General features: G+C 66.0%; 14 protein-coding genes and 1 tRNA gene. 14 read left to right on the forward strand and 1 reads right to left on the reverse strand.

Translation table 11 applies throughout. The features are described from left to right. The first annotated feature begins 5 nt into the window (after positions 1–5). Complete coding sequence (locus PSQ40_RS02425; protein ID WP_273948475.1) at positions 6–857, forward strand: aldose epimerase family protein; 852 nt, start codon at positions 6–8, stop codon at positions 855–857. A gap of 135 nt (positions 858–992) precedes the next feature. On the opposite strand, the gene msbA is transcribed toward PSQ40_RS02425, so the two are convergent. After that, positions 993–2,810 (reverse strand): lipid A export permease/ATP-binding protein MsbA, encoded by a 1,818-nt coding sequence (gene msbA / locus PSQ40_RS02430; protein WP_273948476.1) that lies wholly within the window; start codon positions 2,808–2,810, stop codon positions 993–995. A 243-nt stretch (positions 2,811–3,053) separates the two neighbouring features. On the opposite strand from msbA, the gene tolB reads away from it, so the two are divergent. From tolB to rbfA, 13 genes are all read left to right on the forward strand, one after another. Further along, positions 3,054–4,373 (forward strand): Tol-Pal system beta propeller repeat protein TolB, encoded by a 1,320-nt coding sequence (gene tolB, locus PSQ40_RS02435; protein ID WP_273948478.1) that lies wholly within the window; start codon positions 3,054–3,056, stop codon positions 4,371–4,373. 80 nt (positions 4,374–4,453) lie between these two features. Continuing rightward, positions 4,454–4,993 carry a peptidoglycan-associated lipoprotein Pal gene (pal, locus tag PSQ40_RS02440; RefSeq protein ID WP_273948481.1) on the forward strand — a complete coding sequence of 180 codons (540 nt, stop codon included), beginning with the start codon at positions 4,454–4,456 and terminating at the stop codon, positions 4,991–4,993. 8 nt (positions 4,994–5,001) lie between these two features. After that, complete coding sequence (gene ybgF, locus PSQ40_RS02445) at positions 5,002–5,787, forward strand: tol-pal system protein YbgF (protein WP_273948482.1); 786 nt, start codon at positions 5,002–5,004, stop codon at positions 5,785–5,787. A gap of 14 nt (positions 5,788–5,801) precedes the next feature. Then, positions 5,802–6,599 (forward strand): tRNA threonylcarbamoyladenosine dehydratase, encoded by a 798-nt coding sequence (locus PSQ40_RS02450; protein WP_273948827.1) that lies wholly within the window; start codon positions 5,802–5,804, stop codon positions 6,597–6,599. 43 nt (positions 6,600–6,642) lie between these two features. Next, positions 6,643–6,718 (forward strand) — tRNA-Lys (locus PSQ40_RS02455). Between the two features lie 174 nt (positions 6,719–6,892). Beyond that, positions 6,893–8,032 carry an acyltransferase family protein gene (locus tag PSQ40_RS02460; RefSeq protein WP_273948484.1) on the forward strand — a complete coding sequence of 380 codons (1,140 nt, stop codon included), beginning with the start codon at positions 6,893–6,895 and terminating at the stop codon, positions 8,030–8,032. A gap of 151 nt (positions 8,033–8,183) precedes the next feature. Next, positions 8,184–8,966, forward strand: coding sequence for a c-type cytochrome (locus PSQ40_RS02465; RefSeq protein WP_409338542.1), 783 nt, complete (start codon positions 8,184–8,186; stop codon positions 8,964–8,966). Then, on the forward strand, positions 8,963–10,240 hold the full coding sequence (locus PSQ40_RS02470; RefSeq protein WP_273948488.1) for a c-type cytochrome: 1,278 nt from the start codon (positions 8,963–8,965) through the stop codon (positions 10,238–10,240). Before PSQ40_RS02465 ends, PSQ40_RS02470 begins: the two co-directional genes overlap by 4 nt. 197 nt (positions 10,241–10,437) lie before the next feature. Further along, positions 10,438–10,824 carry a thioredoxin family protein gene (locus tag PSQ40_RS02475; RefSeq protein WP_273948489.1) on the forward strand — a complete coding sequence of 129 codons (387 nt, stop codon included), beginning with the start codon at positions 10,438–10,440 and terminating at the stop codon, positions 10,822–10,824. Positions 10,825–10,998: 174 nt separating this feature from the next. After that, entirely contained in the window at positions 10,999–11,592 is a 594-nt protein-coding gene (gene rimP, locus PSQ40_RS02480; RefSeq protein ID WP_273948828.1) for a ribosome maturation factor RimP, read from the forward strand. A 66-nt stretch (positions 11,593–11,658) separates the two neighbouring features. Continuing rightward, entirely contained in the window at positions 11,659–13,143 is a 1,485-nt protein-coding gene (nusA, locus tag PSQ40_RS02485) for a transcription termination factor NusA (RefSeq protein WP_273948491.1), read from the forward strand. 24 nt (positions 13,144–13,167) lie between these two features. Next, positions 13,168–16,041, forward strand: a complete 2,874-nt coding sequence (gene infB, locus PSQ40_RS02490; protein ID WP_273948492.1) for a translation initiation factor IF-2 — start codon at positions 13,168–13,170, stop codon at positions 16,039–16,041. 30 nt (positions 16,042–16,071) lie between these two features. Then, a complete protein-coding gene (gene rbfA / locus PSQ40_RS02495) occupies positions 16,072–16,440 on the forward strand; it encodes a 30S ribosome-binding factor RbfA (protein WP_273948493.1) in 369 nt (122 codons plus the stop codon). Position 16,441: the final 1 nt, after the last annotated feature.

A 16,441-nucleotide genomic window follows, 5' to 3' on the forward strand; every position in this document is an offset into this window, starting at 1 on the left:
TTGTGATGGCTTTGAACCCGGCCCCCACGGTGGGGGCTTCTCCAACCCCGGCCGCCTGGCAGCACCAGGCGCTGGGCGCGCAACTGCTGAGCGCGGAGCTCAGTGGCGGGCGCCCACTGCTCTACCTCAGCCCTTGGGCCGCGCGCCAGCCGGCGGTGCCGGCGCGTGGCGGGGTGCCGGTGTTGTTTCCGCAGTTCGCCCAGCTCGGGCCGGGTCGCAAGCATGGCTTCGCGCGCCAGCAGGTCTGGCAGCGCGAACCCGTGCCAAGCGCCGCGGCCAAAGCCAGTGAGGAGGACGCCGACGCGCTGCGTTACACCCTCGCGGTGCAGCCGGGCCAGTGCGATGGCTGGCCCCATGCCGCCCAACTGAGCCTGGAGACCCGCCGCGTGGCCGACGGACTCGACTGGCAATTGCGCCTCCACAACTGCGGCGACAGCGCCTTCGAGTGGAGCGGTGGCCTGCACCCCTACTGGGCCGTGCAGGACGCCTGGTCGCTGGAACTGGACGGTTTGCAGGCCTGCGCGGGTGTGGACCAGCTCCAATCGCGGGCCCTGCCACCGCAGGCGGCCCCCTGGCGCTGGGACGACGCCGGCATGGAATGCCTGTTCGATGGCCTGCCGCCGCTGACCCTGCGCACCGGCGCGCACGAACTGCGCCTGTCGGGCACCGGCTTCACCCAGTGGATGGTGTGGAACCCTGGCCGCCCGTTGGCCCCGGGCTTGACCGACTTGCCACCTGGCGACGAGCGTTTTTTCATCTGCATCGAGCCGGTCTGTGCGACCCGGCCCCAGCGCCTGGCCCCGGGCGAAACCTTCACGGGCACGCTGTCGGTGCGTTGGGCAGCGCGCGGCGCCTGAGCCCAATCCGCTGCGCGGCGGGCCTGGCGCAGGGCTTCGGCCACTGATCAGGGTTGCGACGGGCTTGAATGGCGGGAGTCGATCCCCGGCGCGCGAGGTCGGGCGCTGTCCCGGCGGCCTCGGTCGGTGGCTGGGTCAGGGGGCGGGTGTGGGCGAGGCGGCCGATGAGCCGCCGCTGCCGCCGCCGTGCCCGCTTTGGGCCTGCAGCCGCGCGTAAAGCCCCTGCATCGCCAGCAGTTCAGCGTGCGTGCCCTGCTCGGCGATGCGGCCCTCGGCCATGACCACCACGCGGTCGGCGTGCTCGATGGTGGACAGGCGGTGGGCAATCACCACCGTGGTCCGGCCAGCCATCAGGCGGTTCAGGGCCTCTTGCACCAGGCGCTCGGACTCGGTGTCCAGCGCCGAGGTGGCTTCGTCCAGGATCAGGATCGGGGCGTCCTTGTAGAGCGCCCGCGCAATCGCCAGCCGCTGCCGTTGGCCGCCCGACAATTGGTTGGCGTTGTGGCCCACAGGGGTGTGGATGCCGGCGCTCTGGCGCGCCAGGTAGTCGCCCAGGTTGGCGGCCTGCAGGCAGGCCAGCACCCGGGCTTCATCGACCGCTTGGCCCATGGCCACGTTCTCGGCGATGCTGTCGTTGAACATCACCACATCCTGGCTGACCAGCGCAAACTGGTGGCGCAGCGAGCTCAGCTGCCAGTCGGCCAGCGGCACGCCGTCGAGCAGCACCTGGCCCGATTTCGGCTGCACAAAGCGCGGCAACAGGTTGGCCAGGGTGGTCTTGCCCGAGCCCGACGGGCCGACCAGCGCCACCACCTCGCCGGGGCGGATGTCCAGGCTCAGCTGGTCGATGGCGGGCGGGGTGTCCGGGTGGTACTGCACTGTGACATCGCGCAGCGCCAAGGTGCCTTCCACCCGATCGCTGCGGTGCTGGCCTTCGGTTTCCACCTGCACCTGATCGAGCAGCGACAAGCCGCGCTCCAGCGCGGCCAGCCCGCGTGTCAGCGGGTTGGCCAGGTCGGCCAGGCGCCGGATGGGGGCGATCAGCATCAACATGGCGGTGATGAAGGCCACAAAGCCCCCCACCGTGATGGCGGCTTGTTCGTGGTTGGCGCCGACTTGCCGGCCTTGCCAGAGCGCCACGCAGATCACGGTGCTCAGGGCCCCGGCGGACAGCAACTGGGTCAGCGGCGTCATGGCGGACGACGCAATCGTGCCTTTGATCGCCAGGCCGCGCAGGCTTTGGCTCAGGCGTTCAAAGCGCCCGGCCTGGGCGGCCTGGGCGCCATGCAGGCGCACCATGCGGTGGGCCAACACGTTTTCCTCGACCACGTAAGCCAGTTCGTCGGTGGCGGCCTGGCTGGCCTTGGTGAGGGTGTAGAGCCGACGCGACAGGGTCTTCATGACCCAGGCCACACCGGGCACCACCACGCCGACGATCAGGGTCAGCTGCCAGTTCAGGTACAGCAGGTAGCCCAGCAGGGCCAGCAGCGTGAAGCCGTCGCGCGAAAACCCCAGCGCCGACTGCACCAGCAACTGGGCCCCGGTCTGCACTTCGTACACCACGGTGTTGGACAGCGCGCTGGCGCTTTGTTCGCGGAACAGGCGCAGGTCGGCACTCAGCAGGCGTTGGAACAGGTCCTTGCGCAGGCGCATCATGCCGTCGTTGGCGATGCGGGCCAGCGCGTACTGGGCCACAAACTGTGCCAGGCCGCGCACCGCGAACAAGCCCAGCAGGGCCAGCGGCACAAACCACAGCGGCAAGGTACCCTTGGTGAAGCCCTGGTCCAGCAGCGGCTGCATGAGGGCCGGAATCAAAGGCTCGGTGCCAGCCCCCACCAGCGTGGCCAGAACCGCCATGCCCCAGGCCAGGCCGTGACGCCCGAAATAAGCGTTGAGGCGGGCCAGTCGCTGGCGCAAGGGCAGGGTGGGTTGAGGGGCGTCGGGGGTGAGCATCGTGGGGGGGATTCTACGGGCCCCCCAGCGGGCCGGGCGGCAGGCCCATGGGGGCCCCGCGCGGACCTGGGCGCCACAGGCCGTGCCGACGGGCCCCGCCCCGGCGGTGCCTTCGGGCGGTGTACAGTACACATTTTGTGACAGTGCTTTTTGGGCGGTGTGTAACATAGCTTCTTTTGTCGCGGCGACCGATCTGCAGCCGCCCCGGCCAGTTCCCGTGTTGTCACCAGACCACCACTGCGAATGAACCTCAAACGCCCCGTTTCCCACTCCCTTTCCTTGATTCCCCCGGCGTCGCGTCGCGCGCTGCTGACGGCCCTGGCGGCCTCGGTGGCCGGGCCCGCCCTGGCCCAGTTCCGGGTCGAAGTGTCCGGTGTGGGCTTGACCCAGCTGCCGATTGCGATCGCGCCGTTCAAAGGCGAGGCCGGCATGCCGCAACGCCCCGCCGCCATCATCCAGGCCGATCTGGAGCGCAGCGGCCAGTTCCGCCCGGTGGATGCCACCGGCGCCGCCCTCGACGAGACCACCCGTCCGGACATGAGTTTCTGGCGCCAGCGCAGCACCGACTCACTGGTCACCGGCAGCATCGCGCGCCTCGCCGATGGGCGCTACGACGTGCGCTTTCGCCTGTGGGACGTGGTGCGTGGCCAGGACCTCGGGGGGCAGAGCTACGCGGTGCCGCAGGCCGACCTGCGCCTGGTGTCGCACCGCATCGCTGACTTTGTCTATGAAAAGCTGACGGGCGAGAAGGGCGTGTTCTCGACCCGGGTGACCTACGTCACCAAGGCTGGTCAAAAGTACAACCTGTGGGTGGCCGACGCTGACGGCGAAGGTGCCCAGTCCGCCTTGACCAGCCCCGAGCCCATCATCTCGCCGGCCTGGTCGCCCTCGGGTGGGCAGATCGCCTATGTGTCGTTCGAATCGCGCAAGCCCGTGGTCTACGTGCACGACGTTGCCACCGGCAAGCGCCGCCTGATCGCCAATTTCAAGGGCTCCAACAGCGCGCCGGCCTGGTCGCCGGACGGGCGCCAGCTGGCCGTCACCCTGACCCGCGACGGCGGCTCCCAGCTCTACACCATCGATGCCGTCAATGGCGGCGAGCCCCGCCGCCTGGTGCAAAGCAGCGGCATCGACACCGAGCCCGCGTACGCGCCCGATGGCAAGACGATTTACTTTGTCAGCGACCGCGGGGGGGCCCCGCAGATCTACCGCGTGGCTGCCGGCGGCGGCAATGCCGAGCGCGTCACGTTCACGGGCAACTACAACATTTCACCCACACTGAGCCCGGACGGCCGTTGGCTGGCCTTCATTTCGCGGGTCTCGGGGGCGTTCAAGCTGCATGTGATGGAACTCAGCAGCGGCAGCGTGACCGCCATCACTGACACCACGGCCGACGAGTCGCCCAGTTTTGCGCCGAACAGCCGCCTGTTGGTCTACGCGACCCAGCAGGGCGGGCGTGAAGCGCTGATGACCACCACGCTGGATGGCAAGATCAAGGCCCGCCTGGCGGGGCAGGGTGGCGACATCCGAGAACCCGACTGGGGCCCGTTCCAGAAGTCCTGATTTGTCACAGGCCCGCGGGCCTGACCCCTTTTTAACTTGCCGCTTCGGCTGGCTCTCCTTCTTTTTTTCAGGAGTTTTTCATGATTCAACGTTTCTCTCTCGCTCTGATCGCTGCCGCCTTGGTGGCAGGTTGCAGCTCTGGCGTCAAGCTCGACCAGGCCCCGGTGGAAGAGCGCAATGCCTCCGCCGCCACCGCCACCACCAACACGGGCAACGGTTCGGCCACCTCGCAAAGCGCCGTCGCGGGCGTCGACCTGTCGGCCAATGCGAGCAAGAACGCCGGCCCGGCTGGTGTCGAGCGCATCGTGTACTTCGACTACGACAGCTACACCGTCAAGCCGCAATTCCAGGCCCAACTGGACGCCCACGCGCGCTTCCTGAAGGCCAACAGCGCCCGCAAGGTCTCGCTTGAAGGCCACACCGACGAGCGCGGTGGCCGTGAATACAACCTGGCCCTGGGCCAGAAGCGCGCCGAAGCCGTGCGCCGTGCGCTGACCTTGCTGGGCGTGTCGGACAGCCAGCTCGAAGCGGTGAGCTTCGGCAAAGAAAAGCCGGCTGCGGTGGGCAGCGACGAGGCCTCGCTGGCGCAAAACCGCCGCGTTGAGATCTCCTACCGTTGAGGCCCGGCATGCGCAGCCCCTCGAACCCTGCCCTGAAGGCCTTGTCGGCCGCCGCGCTGGCCTGTGCGGCCCTGCTGGCCCAGCCCAGCCAGGCCGCCTTGTTCGGTGACGACGAGGCCCGCAAAGCCATTCTGGACCTGCGCCAGAAGGTGGACGCGAACGCCCAGCGCCAGATCGACGAAGACCGCCGTGCGGCCGAAGAGCTGGCCCAGCTGCGCCGCAGCCTGCTGGAGCTGCAAGCCCAGATCGAGACGCTGCGGGCCGACCAAGCCAGCCTGCGCGGGCAAAACGAGCAGCTGGCGCGCGATGTGTCCGAGTTGCAACGCCGGCAAAAAGACATCGCCCAAGGCGTGGACGAGCGCTTGCGCCAGTTCGAGCCGGTCAAGGTGACGGTCGATGGCCGCGAGTTCCAGGCCGACCCGGCCGAGAAGAAAGACTTCGAGGCGGCGCTGGGCCAGTTTCGCCAAGGGGCCTTTGCGCAGGCGCAGACGGGGTTTGCCGAGTTCATCCGCCGCTACCCGCAAAGCGGCTACCTGCCAACCGCGCTGTTCTGGCTGGGCAATGCGCAGTACGCCACGCGTGACTACAAGGAGGCGGTGGCCAACTTCAGGTCGCTGCTGGCGGTGGCGTCTGACCACCCGCGCGCGCCGGAGGCGGCCTTGTCGATCGCCAACTGCCAGACCGAGCTCAAGGACAGCAAGAGCGCCAAGAAGACGCTGGAAGACCTGATCAAGGTCTACCCGCAGTCCGAGGCCGCAGCCGCGGCCCGCGAACGTCTGGCCCGCCTCAAGTGAGCGATCCGGCCTTGATGTCGGCCTCGCTGGAGGCCGATCTGGAGCGCCGTTTTGGCGGCCTGGCCCGCTTGTACGGCGTGAGCGGTGCGCAACGCATCCGCGCGGCCCATGTGGTGGTGGTCGGGATTGGTGGGGTGGGCTCCTGGACCGCCGAGGCCCTGGCCCGCAGCGGTGTGGCATGCCTGACCCTGATCGACCTCGACAACGTCGCTGAATCCAACATCAACCGGCAGATCCACGCCCTGGGCGCCACCGTGGGCCAGGCCAAGGTGGACGCCATGGCTGCGCGCATCGCTGACATTCACCCGGGCTGCGTTGTCCACCGCATCGAAGACTTTGTCACACCCGACAACTGGCTGGCCCTGTGCCCACCGGACGCGTCGGCGGTGATCGACGCCTGCGACCAGGTCAAGACCAAGACCGCGCTGGCGGCCTGGGCCCGGCGCACCGGGCGGCCTTTCATCAGTGTGGGGGCCGCCGGTGGCAAGCGCCTGGCGCACCGGGTCGACATCGACGACCTGTCGCTGACCACGCACGACCCGCTGTTGGCCCAGCTGCGCTACCGCTTGCGCCGTGAACACGGCGCACCGCGCGATGGCAAGCGCATCGGGGTGGCCTGCGTGTTCAGCCGCGAGGCCGTGGCACCGCCCGATGCCTCGTGTGAACTGCAGGGCGACGGCAGCCTGAATTGCCATGGCTATGGCTCGGTGGTCAGCGTGACCGCCACCTTTGGTCAGTGCGCCGCGGGCTGGGTTTTGAATGAATTAGCGCAGAGTTCGGAAAAACAGCCAAAAAAACAGGCTATAATTTGAGGCTTGCTGATACAGAGGTAGTTTTATTTTTGTAGAGGCGGTCGGGACGTTAGCTCAGTTGGTAGAGCAGCGGACTTTTAATCCGTTTGTCGTGGGTTCGACCCCCGCACGTCCCACCAAATTCTGAAAAGCACTCTGACCTGCGGTCCGAGTGCTTTTTTCATGGCTGATTTGTTTGGGGTTGTCGCCCGGCTGGCTTGGGTGGCGCCGCGCCAGGCGCCTCTGACCGAGGCGTCGGGTGCGGGTGGGAACCCTTCAATGGAGTTTGCATGACGTCTCACGCGGCGAGTCGAATGCCCTTGATCGATGCCCTCAAGGGAGTGGCCTGCGTGTTGATCGTGGCCCACCACCTGGCCTTTTATGGCCCCATGTCCGACATCGCCTTGCCGCTTGCGCCTCGCCTGATGGCTTGGCTGTACGACTACGGGCGCTTCGCAGTTCAGGTCTTCTTGGTGGTGGCAGGCTACTTGACCGCAGGGCAATTGTTGCGGCGGGTTCAGGTCGGGCAGCCGACCTCGCTGGTGTCGCTGATGTCGCTGGTGGGGCATCGTTACCTGCGTTTGGCCCAGCCTTTGGTTGCGGCTTTGCTGGTGGCCATGTTGGCTGCGGCAACGTTGCGACCATGGTGGTCGCACGAGTCCTTGCCTGGGGCGCCCGAGGTTTGGCAGCTGCTGTCCCATGTGCTGCTCTTGCAGGGGTGGCTGGGGCACGAGGCCCTGTCGGCAGGGGTGTGGTACGTGGCCATCGACCTGCAGCTGTATGCCCTGGCGGTGCTGCTGTTTGCATTGGCCCAGGGGCTGGCCGGTTCGCCGGGGGGCGCCGACGCGGCGGGCCGCTTCAGGTTGTCGGCCTGGATGGCGGGCTTGACCGGTCTGTTGATGCTGTCGTCCTTGTTCTTCTTCAACCTGGACGCCGACTTCGACGTCACGGGCCTGTATTTCTTTGGTGCCTATGCGCTGGGCCTGATGACGCGCTGGGCCAGCGGGCGGCGCTGTGCCTGGGGTTACCTGATGGTGCTGTGGGGGGTGATGGGCTTGGCTTTGGTGCTGGAATTTCGCGAGCGCCTGGTGCTGGCCTGGTTGACCTCGGTCTTGCTGGCCTGGGGTGGTTTGCGCTCCAGCGTGGGGTGGTTGCAGCAGGCGGTATTGGCCTGGTTGGGGCGCATTTCTTATTCGGTGTTCCTCATTCATTTTCCCGTCTGTCTGGTTTTCAATGCGGTCTGGTCCCGTTGGTTTCCCATCCAGCCTGGCCTCAATGCCTTGGGCATGGTGTTGGCCTTGATGCTGAGCCTGGCCTGTGGTCATGCCTTCTATGTGGGGGTCGAGCAGCGCGTGGGGGCGGTCGCTCAGGGGTGGGTCTGGCGCAGGCTTGAGGCCCTCGGGGGTGGTCTGATCCGGTTCTTTGGGCGACTTCTGCGCTGGTCGCGCGGTTGAAGCGCACGCTACAGTGCGGCCCTGGTGTTGTATTTGCAAGGGGTGTGCTGTGCTCAGATGGATCGTGCGCTGCTGTGGTGGCCTGACAGACAAGGGTGACTGCTCGCCGGGCGTGGCGGGTCGCACCCTGCGGCGGCTGCGCGGTGGGCTTCTGGGTTGGGTGGCGGCTGGCGTTTGGCTGAGTGCGGGCGTGTCCCTTGCTGCCGGAGCTGGAGGGGCGCCGACCGGGGCTGTTCCCCTTGGGGCTTCGGTTGTCTCAGGGGTTTCGGCTGCCTCGGGCGTGGCGGCCGTGTTGCCGGCCCCTGACACCATGGCTTCGCGGGTTTTGGCCTGCACGGCCTGCCATGGCCGCGAAGGGCGGGCCACCCCGGACGGTTACTTTCCGCGTCTGGCCGGCAAGCCTGAGGGCTATCTCTACCACCAGCTGCTCAACTTCCGCGAAGGGCGCCGCCGGTACCCGCAGATGGCGGTGCTGCTGGAAAACCTCAGCGACGATTACCTGCGCGAGATGGCGCAACACTTTGCCGGGCTCGACCTGCCTTACCCCCCGCCCAGCGCGGTGGTGCGCGACCCGGCGCTGCTGGCCCAGGGGCGGCGCTTGGTGGAGCAGGGCGATCCGCAGCGGCGGCTGCCTGCCTGCACCCAGTGCCACGGGGCGGCCATGACTGGCGTGTCACCTGACATTCCAGGGCTGTTGGGTTTGCCGCGGGATTACCTCAATGCCCAGTTGGGGGCCTGGCAGACGGGCCAGCGTCGGGCCCGGTCCCCGGATTGCATGGCCGACGTGGCGCGCCAGCTGAGCCCGACCGAGGTCAGTGCGGTGACCGCCTGGTTGGCTGCCCAGCCCTTGCCGGCGGTGACCCGCGCGGCCAGGGCGCTGCCTCAGCCGCTGCCGCTGCCCTGCGGTGACGTGTCGGTGGGGGTGCGGCCATGAGACGGCAACTTCAAGCGTTGATGGCGGTGCTGCTGCTGGGGCTGTTCCTGGTGGCGCTGGTCGCCTGGCTGAATGTCCGTGGCGAGCTGCCCGTCGGTGATGCAGCGCCTTTGCCGGCCAGCGCACAGCAGGTGGCGCAGGGCGCTTACTTGGCCCGGGTGGGCAATTGCATGGCCTGCCACACGGTGCCGGGTGGGGCGCCGTTTGCCGGCGGGCGCGGCATCGAGACCCCGTTCGGCGTGGTCTACAGCAGCAATTTGACGCCGGACGAGGCCACGGGCCTGGGGCGCTGGAATGCCGATCACTTCTGGCGCGCCATGCACCATGGGCGTTCCCGGGATGGTCGTTTGCTGTACCCGGCCTTCCCGTACACCGAATACACCCGCGTTTCGCGCTCGGACTCGGACGCCCTGTATGCCTACCTGCGCAGCCTGCCCGCCGTGGCGCAGCCCAACCGCGACCCCGCGCTGGACTGGCCTTACCGCACGCAGGCGGCGCTGGCAGTGTGGCGTGCGCTGTATTTCAAGCCTGAGCCCTGGGAGCCTGAGCCGGCGCAGACGCCGCTCTGGAACCGGGGCGCTTACCTGGTCCAGGGCTTGGGCCACTGCGCAACCTGCCACACCCCGCGCGATGCCCTGGGTGGGCTGGATCGATCGCGCCCGTTGACGGGGCAGATGCTGACGGCGCAGCGTTGGTACGCGCCGTCCTTGGTGGATCCTGCCGAGGCGGGGTTGATGGGGTGGTCGGCCGAGCAGGCGGCACGCCTGCTGCGCTCGGGGGTCAATGACCATGCGGTGGTCACGGGGCCGATGGCCGAGGTGGTGTTTCGCAGCACCCAGTACCTCGGCGAGTCCGACTTGAATGCGATGGTGCACTACTTGCAGGCGCTGCCGGTGCAGGCGACGCCAGCCCGGGCGGCGGTGGCCCCGGTTCCGCTGCAACTGAGCCGCGGGGCTCAGTTGTATGGTCAGCATTGCGCGGCCTGCCATGGCGAGCAGGGGCAGGGAGTGGCAGGGGCTTACCCCGCCCTGGCGGGCAATCGGGCGGTGACGCTCGCCCAGCCCGCGAACTTGATCCGCATCGTTTTACAAGGCGGTTACGCGCCGGCCACCCAGGCCAATCCGCGGCCGCACGGCATGGCGCCGTTCCGCCAGCAACTGGCGGACGATGAGGTGGCGGCTGTGCTGTCCTTCCTGCGCGAATCCTGGGGGCACCACGCCGGTGGCGTGTCGACCCTGGACCTGCTGCGCGATCGGGAGTCGGCAGCGCCTTGAGTGCGGTGTCGTGGGGCGGTGGGAGGCCCCGGCTCCGGCGTCTGGTGGCGCGAGGAGGCTGAGCGTGAGCGCCTGGGTGGGTTGGCCCGCTGCGGTGCCTGGCTTGGCTTGGCTTGCTTGCGGCCCGCGGGGCTGTTCGGGGTGGCGCAGGGTGGTGGCCTTTGCGCTACCATCGGCGCCTGAATGGAGGGTGTTTCATGTCCCAGTGGTCCGTGGTCTGCCTGTGTGCGGGCTGGTGCGGTGTTTGCAAAGAATATGCCGCGGTCTTTGATGGGCTGGCGGCGCGGCACCCGGAGGTGGCTTTTCACTGGGTGGACATCGAAGACGATGCCGATGCGGTGGGTGACGTGGACATCGAGACCTTCCCGACCTTGCTGGTGGCGCGCGGTGAGGGGGTTTACCACTTCGGTCCGTTGACGCCCCAGCCCGAGGTGTTGGCGCGGTTGTTGGCTGGTTTCATGGCCGACCCGGAGCGCCGCATGGCCTCGCAGGCGGGCACGCAGGCCTTGTGGCAAGCGGTTCAGGGGGTTTTGGGCCCCGGCAGCCGCCGATTGGGGGCTGAACTGCTGAAAACTCAGGCCTAAACCTTTGCAAATCAACACTTTAGACGTTACAATAAGAGCTTCACGACCAAACGGGCGGGTAATTACCGCCCGTTTTTTTTGGTTCATCGCTTTTCAATGAGCGTTTTCGGTGGGATGGTTCTGGTCCAAGACTGGTCGTCTCATCACTTAACAACAGGTTGCATCCGGATCAACGTGGCGCTACAGCAAACCGTAGAACAAACCGTAACTGGACTGGGTTATGACCTCGTGGAGATCGAGCGCTCCGCTTCGGGCTTGCTGCGCATCACCATCGATCTTCCCTGGTCTCCTGAGGCTGCTGGTCAGCCCCCCGTCTATGTCAATGTCGAGGACTGTGAAAAAGTCACTCGGCAGCTTCAATTCGCCCTCGAAGTCGATGACGTCGATTACCGACGCCTCGAAGTCTCCTCGCCCGGGCTGGACCGCCCGCTGCGCCACGAGCAAGACTTCATCCGCTTTGCCGGAGAGATCATCGACATCACCCTGAAAGCCCCCCTCGGTGCGGCGGCGGGTGGCCTCGTGAGTGGCAATCGCAAAAAATTCCGTGGCACGCTGGAGCGTGTCGAAGCCGAGGGCGCTGCGCCCAGCTGGCAAATCGTGTGGCGGGACGAGCCCGCTGTGAAGCCGGGTCAAAAGGTCAGCAAGAAGCGCATTCCGGCGCCTTTGCAGGTCCTGGGTTTCACGCTGGACGAACTGCGTGATGCGCGTCTGGCCCCCATTGTTGATTTCAAGGGGCGAGCTTCCGCCAAGGAAGCTCCCTCGGCTTGAACGGGCGCTGCCGCAGCGTCGCTGCAACAGCCTCATCTGCATCGTTTTGGATAGGAGAGTCGTGACATGAATCGCGAATTGTTGATGTTGGTCGAAGCCATCTCGCGCGAAAAGAATGTGGAGCGTGACGTGGTGTTTGGCGCCGTGGAATCCGCGCTGGCCCAAGCCACCAAGAAGCTCTACGAGGGCGAGGTGGACATTCGTGTCGCGATTGACCGTGACACGGGCGTTTACGAAACCTTCCGCCGCTGGCACGTGGTGCCCGATGAAGCGGGCCTGCAACTGCCCGAGCAAGAAATCCTGCTGTTCGAAGCCAAAGAGCAGATCCCCGACATCGAAGTCGACGAGTACATCGAAGAATCGGTGGCCTCGGTGCCGATCGGCCGCATTGGCGCCATGGCGGCCAAGCAAGTCATCCTGCAAAAGATCCGTGACGCTGAGCGCGAAATGCTGCTCAACGACTTCATGTCGCGTGGCGACAAGATCTTCGTGGGCACCGTCAAGCGCATGGACAAGGGCGACATCATTGTCGAGTCCGGCCGTGTCGAAGGTCGCCTGCGCCGCAGCGAGATGATCCCCAAGGAAAACCTGCGCAATGGCGACCGTGTGCGCGCCATGATCATGGAAGTGGACCTCACCCTGCGCGGTGCGCCCATCATCCTGTCGCGTTCGGCCCCCGAGTTCATGATCGAGCTGTTCCGTCAGGAAGTGCCCGAGATCGAGCAAGGCCTGCTGGAGATCAAGTCCTGCGCCCGTGACGCTGGTTCGCGCGCCAAGATCGCCGTGTTGTCGCATGACAAGCGTGTTGACCCGATCGGTACCTGCGTCGGCGTGCGTGGCACCCGCGTCAATGCCGTGACCAACGAGCTCGCTGGCGAGCGCGTGGACATCGTGCTGTGGAGCGAAGACCCGGCGCAGTTCGTGATTGGCGCCCTGGCCCCGGCCAATGTGCAGTCGATCGTGGTGGATGAAGAAAAGCACGCCATGGACGTGGTGGTGGACGAGGAAAACCTCGCCATCGCGATCGGCCGTGGCGGTCAGAACGTGCGCCTGGCGTCCGACCTGACCGGCTGGAAGATCAACATCATGGACGCCGCCGAATCGGCCCAGAAACAAGCCAATGAAACGCAGGCCACGCGCCAGCTGTTCATGGAGAAGCTCGATGTCGACGAAGAAATCGCCGAGATCCTGATCTCCGAAGGCTTCACGAGCCTCGAAGAAGTGGCCTATGTGCCGATCCAGGAAATGCTGGAAATCGAGAGCTTCGACGAAGACACGGTGAACGAACTGCGTTCCCGTGCCAAAGATGCATTGCTGACCATGGAAATCGCACGCGAAGAAAGCGTTGACGATGTGTCCCAAAACCTGCGCGATCTCGAGGGCCTCAGCCCCGATCTGATCGCCAAGTTGGCAGCTGGCGGGGTCCATTCCCGCGACGAACTGGCGGATCTGGCGGTGGATGAACTCACCGACATCACCGGCCAGACCCCTGAAGAAGCCACGGCTTTGATCATGAAGGCACGCGAGCATTGGTTCGCGGGCCAAGAGTAATGGTCATGGAGGCAAGAACCGAATATGTCCAGTACCACTGTCGCCGAGTTTGCTAACGAACTCAAGAAGTCCCCTGAAACCCTGCTTGACCAGTTGAAGTCGGCCGGCGTGCCCAAGCGCGCCTCGTCCGACACCCTGACCGATGCCGACAAGCAGATGCTTTTGAGCTACCTGCAAGCCAGCCACGGTACGGCCTCTGCCGACCGCAAGAAGATCACCCTGGTCAAGAAGTCGACCAGCGAGATCAAACAGGCTGACTCCTCGGGCAAAGCCCGCACCATCCAGGTGGAAGTGCGCAAGAAGCGCACCTTCATCCAGCGCGAGGACGAAGTGCGTCCTGAAGCCGTGGCCCAACCCGTCGAGCAAGAACACGCCCCGACGGTCGAGGAAACGGCCCACAACGCCGACCTGAGCCGCCGCGAAGAAGAAGCCCGCCGGCAAGCCGAACAGATTCGTCACCAAGAGGACGAACTGGCGGAAAAGCGCCGCCAACGCGAAGAGATCGAGCGCCGCGAACGCGAAGCCGAATCCCGCGCTGCGGCCTACGCAGCGCAAGAAGAAGCTCGCCGTGCCCAAGCCATGGCCGAGAAGGAAGTGGCGACCAAGGAACAGGCCGAAGCCGCTGCCGCCGCCCGTGCCGCTGCCGCTGAAGCGCGCGAAAAGGCCGAAGCCGAGTCGCGCGCCCGTGCCCAGGAAGAAGCCGCCCGCGCCGCTGACCTCAGCGAACGCCGCCGCAAGGCCGAAGCCGAAGCCGCAGCCATCCGTTCGATGATGGCCACGCCCAAGAAGGTGCTGGTCGCTAAGAAGCCTGAAGAGCCGAAGCCTGCCGTCAAGCCGGCCGATGCCAAGGCCGGCGTCAAGGGCACGCTGCACAAGCCCGCGGGCACCCCGGGGGCTGGTGGTGCACCGCGCACCGCGGGCGCTGCGGCGCCGTCGGGCCCGGCTGGCAACAAGGAAGTCAAGTCCGCCAAGCTGTCCTCCAGCTGGGCCGGTGACCCGGCCAAGAAGAAGGAAATCAAGACCCGTGGCGACAGCAGTGGTGGCGTGGGCCGCAACAGCTGGCGCAGTGGCCCGCGTGGCCGCCGTGGCAACGACCGCGACCAGCGTGACGATCACCAGCCGCAGGCACCGGTGGAAGCCCGCGTGCTCGAGGTCCACGTGCCCGAAACCATCACCGTGGCCGAACTGGCCCACAAGATGGCGGTCAAGGCCTCCGAGGTCATCAAGCACCTGATGAAGCTGGGTCAGATGGTCACCATCAACCAGCCGCTGGACCAGGACACCGCGATGATCGTGGTCGAGGAAATGGGTCACAAGGCCATCGTGGCCGCGCTGGACGATCCGGAAGCCTTCACCGACGACGATGTCGGCGCTCAAGATGCCGAGCAACTGCCGCGCGCACCGGTGGTGACCGTCATGGGTCACGTCGACCACGGCAAGACCTCGCTGCTGGACTACATCCGCCGCACCAAGGTGGCGTCGGGCGAAGCCGGTGGCATCACCCAGCACATTGGGGCTTACCACGTGGAAACCCCGCGCGGCATGATCTCCTTCCTCGACACCCCGGGTCACGAGGCCTTCACGGCCATGCGTGCCCGCGGTGCCCAGGCGACCGACATCGTCATCCTGGTGGTGGCGGCGGACGACGGCGTGATGCCGCAGACCAAGGAAGCCATCAAGCACGCGAAAGCCGCGGGTGTGCCGATCGTGGTCGCGATCAACAAGATCGACAAGCCCGATGCCAACCTGGAACGCGTCAAGAGCGAACTGGTGGCTGAGGAAGTCGTGCCTGAAGAGTTCGGTGGCGATTCGCCCTTCGTGCCCGTGTCGGCCAAGACCGGTCAGGGCGTGGACGACCTGCTCGAACAGGTGCTGCTGCAAGCCGAAGTGCTGGAACTCAAGGCACCGGTCGAGTCCAACGCCAAGGGCCTGGTGATCGAAGCCAAGCTGGACAAGGGCCGCGGCCCGGTGGCCACGGTGCTGGTGCAGTCCGGTACCCTGAAGACCGGCGATGTGGTGCTGGCAGGGCAGACCTACGGCCGGGTGCGCGCCATGCTCGACGAGAGCGCGCGCACCATCAAGACCGCAGGTCCGTCGATCCCGGTCGAGATCCAGGGTCTGACCGAAGTGCCGCAAGCCGGTGATGAGTTCATGGTGCTGACCGACGAGCGTCGCGCCCGTGAAATCGCCACCTACCGCGCTGGCAAGTTCCGCAACACCAAGCTGGCCAAGCAGCAAGCCGCCAAGCTGGAGAACATGTTCTCCGACATGACGGCGGGCGAGGTCAAGACGCTGCCGATCATCATCAAGGCCGACGTGCAAGGCTCGCAGGAAGCCCTGGCTTCTTCGTTGCTCAAGCTGTCCACTGACGAAGTCAAGGTGCAACTGGTCTACGCCGCAGTGGGCGCGATCAGTGAGTCCGACATCAACCTGGCCATTGCTTCGAAGGCCATCGTGATCGGTTTCAACGTGCGTGCCGACGCCGGTGCCCGTAAGGCCGCCGAAGGCAACTCGGTCGACATCCACTACTACAACATCATTTACGACGCCGTGGATGAGTTGAAGGCGGCGATGTCGGGCATGTTGACCCCGGACAAGAAGGAAGAAGTCATCGGTACGGCCGAGATCCGCACCGTGTTCGTGGCGTCCAAGATTGGTACCGTGGCTGGCTGTATGGTCACCTCGGGCATGGTCAACCGGGCTGCACGCTTCCGCCTGCTGCGCGACAACGTGGTCATCTACACCGGCGAGCTCGAGTCCCTCAAGCGCGTCAAGGACGATGTCCGCGAAGTCAAGGAAGGCTTCGAGTGCGGTATCAAGCTCAAGAACTACAACGACATCTCCGTGGGCGACCAACTGGAGTTCTTCGAAATCAAGGAAATCGCCCGGACGCTGTAAGCGCGCCGAACGAGACCCGCGAAAGACAAGATGGTACGCAAGGCATCCAGCACCCCCAACCGCAGCTTCAAGGTGGCCGATCAGATCCAACGCGATCTGACCGAGCTCTTGCGCGATCTCAAAGATCCGCGCATTGGCATGGTCACCCTGCAGTCGGTTGAGGTGACGCCCGACTACGCGCACGCCAAGGTCTTCTTCAGCCTGTTGATCGGTAACCCCCAGGAAACCGAAGACGCACTGAACCAGGCCGCAGGCTTCCTGCGCAACGGGCTGTTCAAGCGCCTGCACATTCACACTGTGCCGACGCTGCATTTCCATTTCGATCGGACCACGGAGCGCGCGGCCGACATGAACGCCTTGATTGCCAAGGCGGTTTCCTCGCGCGCCAAAGACGACTGAA

This window comes from Curvibacter cyanobacteriorum, assembly GCF_028649475.1.
Classification (GTDB): domain Bacteria; phylum Pseudomonadota; class Gammaproteobacteria; order Burkholderiales; family Burkholderiaceae_C; genus Curvibacter; species Curvibacter cyanobacteriorum.

Bases quoted from the DNA above. Each gene is read 5' to 3' on its own strand.
- msbA (WP_273948476.1), bottom strand. From the start codon at position 2,810: ATGCTCACCCCCGACGCCCCTCAACCCACCCTGCCCTTGCGCCAGCGA.
- pal (WP_273948481.1), top strand. From the start codon at position 4,454: ATGATTCAACGTTTCTCTCTCGCTCTGATCGCTGCCGCCTTGGTGGCA.
- PSQ40_RS02460 (WP_273948484.1), top strand. From the start codon at position 6,893: ATGCCCTTGATCGATGCCCTCAAGGGAGTGGCCTGCGTGTTGATCGTG.
- PSQ40_RS02425 (WP_273948475.1), top strand. From the start codon at position 6: ATGGCTTTGAACCCGGCCCCCACGGTGGGGGCTTCTCCAACCCCGGCC.
- PSQ40_RS02450 (WP_273948827.1), top strand. From the start codon at position 5,802: ATGTCGGCCTCGCTGGAGGCCGATCTGGAGCGCCGTTTTGGCGGCCTG.
- infB (WP_273948492.1), top strand. From the start codon at position 13,168: ATGTCCAGTACCACTGTCGCCGAGTTTGCTAACGAACTCAAGAAGTCC.
- tolB (WP_273948478.1), top strand. From the start codon at position 3,054: ATGAACCTCAAACGCCCCGTTTCCCACTCCCTTTCCTTGATTCCCCCG.
- PSQ40_RS02470 (WP_273948488.1), top strand. From the start codon at position 8,963: ATGAGACGGCAACTTCAAGCGTTGATGGCGGTGCTGCTGCTGGGGCTG.
- rbfA (WP_273948493.1), top strand. From the start codon at position 16,072: ATGGTACGCAAGGCATCCAGCACCCCCAACCGCAGCTTCAAGGTGGCC.
- nusA (WP_273948491.1), top strand. From the start codon at position 11,659: ATGAATCGCGAATTGTTGATGTTGGTCGAAGCCATCTCGCGCGAAAAG.
- ybgF (WP_273948482.1), top strand. From the start codon at position 5,002: ATGCGCAGCCCCTCGAACCCTGCCCTGAAGGCCTTGTCGGCCGCCGCG.
- PSQ40_RS02475 (WP_273948489.1), top strand. From the start codon at position 10,438: ATGTCCCAGTGGTCCGTGGTCTGCCTGTGTGCGGGCTGGTGCGGTGTT.